General features: G+C 72.4%; 3 protein-coding genes. All 3 read right to left on the bottom strand.

Annotated features, from left to right (window positions below):
* On the bottom strand, positions 1 to 687 hold a 687-nt coding region (locus AB0G02_RS34120), incomplete at its 3' end, for a hypothetical protein (protein ID WP_360802684.1).
* A complete protein-coding gene (locus AB0G02_RS34115) occupies positions 684 to 2,294 on the bottom strand; it encodes a hypothetical protein (RefSeq protein WP_360802681.1) in 1,611 nt (536 codons plus the stop codon). The genes AB0G02_RS34115 and AB0G02_RS34120, both read right to left, overlap by 4 nt.
* Before the next feature lie 69 nt (positions 2,295 to 2,363).
* Positions 2,364 to 2,805: hypothetical protein (locus tag AB0G02_RS34110; protein WP_360802678.1), on the bottom strand; the 442-nt coding region annotated here is incomplete at its 5' end.

The raw sequence follows: 2,805 nt of genomic DNA, 5'->3' as shown, positions 1-2,805 counted from the left end.
GGACGGCGCGGCCGCCACCGCGTGCTCAGCCTCGGTGATCGCGGCGTCGAGTTCGGCCGACGAGCCGGAGTTGCGGTACCGGTCCAGGTGGAGCCGACCACGCGACACTCGCAGCCTGGCGATGGCCGGGTGGCCAGCCCTCGCCACGGCGAGTGCCGCGCCGGTGAGGCGGTCCACCTCCGCGACGTCGGGCTCGGGGTGGTCGAGCAGGACGATGGCGATGTTGACAGCGAGGTCCGGGAAGGCGGGGTGGCGGACGGCCTGAGGTGCCGCGGCACGCACGAGTCCGACGGCCTCGTCCAGGTCCGCCTGACCCCGCGCGCCCACCGATCCCCTGGTCAGCATCAGCGCGAGGGCGATCGCGTGCACGCATCGGTCCGGGTCGTCCGCCGGGGCGAGGTCGAGTGCTTCCCGTCGCACGGCGATGGCCCGCCGCAACGACGACTGCCCGCCCTCGACGCGGTGGCGCTCGTACAGCGTGGTCGACAGGTTGCCCAGGAACTCCGGTCGGAACGGGTGGTCCGGCAGGTCGGCCAGCACCCGCTCCCACAGCGACTGGGCGTGTGCCAGGCCGGCCACGTCCACGATCGGTGCGGCCGCGTGACGGCCCATCAGGTCGACGGCGTACCGCACACGGGCGATCGTGGCGTCGTCCAGGTCCGGCGATGTCGGCTTGTCCTCGGTCACCAGAACTCGTGCCTCATCCGTGTCCGGTGCAGCGCGCACCTCGGCTCGTCATCGACAGGTCGGGGGCGGACCGCACGGCCGCACCTGTTCTTCGCCAGCGGGCACGTGAACACGTCGTCCACTGGGCTCTCAGCCTCCTCACCGGCCCGCACGACGGGCGACGTCCCGTCCACCCGCCGGACGAGTTCGAGGAAGTCGGCGCGACGGTCGTCGCCGTTGCGCGCGGACTCTCGCAGGCTGTCGAGCAGGTCGGCGAACCCCTCGCCGGGCGCCTTGCCCGCCAACCTCGGCAGGTACTCGCAAAACCACTCCCGCCACGTCTCGACCTGCGACTGCGGCCGATCGGCCGATACCACGAGCAGCTCGGGCTCGACCGCGGTCCGCCCGGTGCGCGCGGGCAGCCGTTTCTGCCCGAGATGGGTCGCGGTCGCCCGGCCCGCCAAGCGCAGCAACCACATCCGGTCCGCTGGGCGCGTCGACCCGCGTGCCATCAGCACCAGCGCCCCGCCCACGAGCGACAGTCGCCACTGCGGTGTCCAATCCGTCACGTGGACGTAGGCGCGCGCCCACCGCTCGGCTTCCCGGCGGACGCTCTCGACGAGGTCCGCCAACCAGCCCGGGGTCTTCTTCACCCACTCGTCGCGCTCGACGTCCGGGCAGGTGAGCAGCCGGGAGACGGCCTCCTTGTCGGAGTCGGCGAGGTACCGCAGCACTCTGGTCACGACGTAGAGCACGAAGCCCACCGGATCACGCGCCAGCGGTGCCCGTGCTTCGTACTTCGCCAGGTCGACCAGCCGGAACGGCGAGTCCACCGCCAGCGCGGCCACCGGCACGACGACGTTGCCGGTGTGCAGGTCGCCGTGCGCGCGCCCGAGCAGCCGCGTGACAGCCGTGCCATCCCGCAGCAGGACCAACGGGTTGGGCACGGCCTGCTTGTCGTCCCCGATCACCAGCCAGTCGTGCTCCAGTCGGTCGGCGATCGCGCGCAGCGGCTTGCCCGGGTCCAGGCGGCTCTTCAAGTGGTCCCGCAGGTACCTGTCGGTTCCCACCCGCTCGATGTCCGGGGCGCCCGCCCACTGACGCAGCACCGTGCGGACGAGCCGGACGCCGAAGTCGACGAACACCTCCGGCGAGCAGGACACCGGGTCCTCCGTGGACTCCCCGGTCGCGTGCACCGGTCGGCCCGCGGCCACGGCAGCGAGTGCCTTGGACAACACGTCGAGGTCGTGGACCTCGCCTTCTTCGGCCGTGTCGGCGGCAACGTGCTGGAACATGATCCACCGGCCGTCGCCGACCGGGACGAGGTCGTGGCCGGGTGGTGCGAGGTCCGCCAGGTGCTGCCGAGCGAAGTCGGGTGCGTCGCTCAGCGCCGCCCGCTGGCGCGCGAACTCGCTCTCGGCCAGTTCCTCGTCGGGGTAGCTGTCCACCTTCAGCAGCAGCTTCCGCCCGGTCGCGCGCGCGCCGCCGCGGGCCGTGTGGGCGTCCCGCTCGAAGACGAACGCCGTGGTCGCGCCGGACCGGCCCTCGGTGAGCCGCTGGTCGAGCACCCAGCTCAGCCCCCGTGCCGCGCCCCAGACCCGCAGCGCCGGGGCCGCTGACCCCAACACGACGGCGAGTCGCGGGTCCACTATGTCCTCGAACTCCACTGGTCCCCTTCCCGAAACCGGAGTGAGCGGTTACCGCTCCTTCATGCGGAGGGCCGCGATGTGGGCCCGGACCTCGCCCGTGTCATCGGCCTGCCAGAGCACATCCAGCAGCGGGCTGCGGTTGCCCGCCGGGTCGTGGCTCGCGATCACGTCGACCACCACCTTGACGTTGTCAGCCGGCCAGCCGTCGACCCGCGCGGTCAGGCCGGCGAGGGTGAGGTGCCCGCGTTCCACCAGCTTCCCGAGGGTCTCCTTCGCAAACGGCTTGCCCTCCCTCACGTCACCGATGTCGATCCGGTCGAGCAGGTCCGTGATCCACCCGGCCGCTGTCACGCGCATCAGCTCGTCCGAACGCGACGCGGCGGTCTTCACCAGGGCGACCAGCTCGCGGCCGGTCTCCGGCGGAACGGTCGAGGTCACGAGCCGGTCGACGTACCGGGTGACGGCGTCCAGCGCGGCGGGTGCAGAGCCA

Origin of the sequence: Actinosynnema sp. NPDC023658, from assembly GCF_040639995.1 — a bacterium.
Lineage (GTDB): Bacteria > Actinomycetota > Actinomycetes > Mycobacteriales > Pseudonocardiaceae > Actinosynnema.
This window is presented reverse-complemented; position numbering and strand designations above follow the sequence as displayed.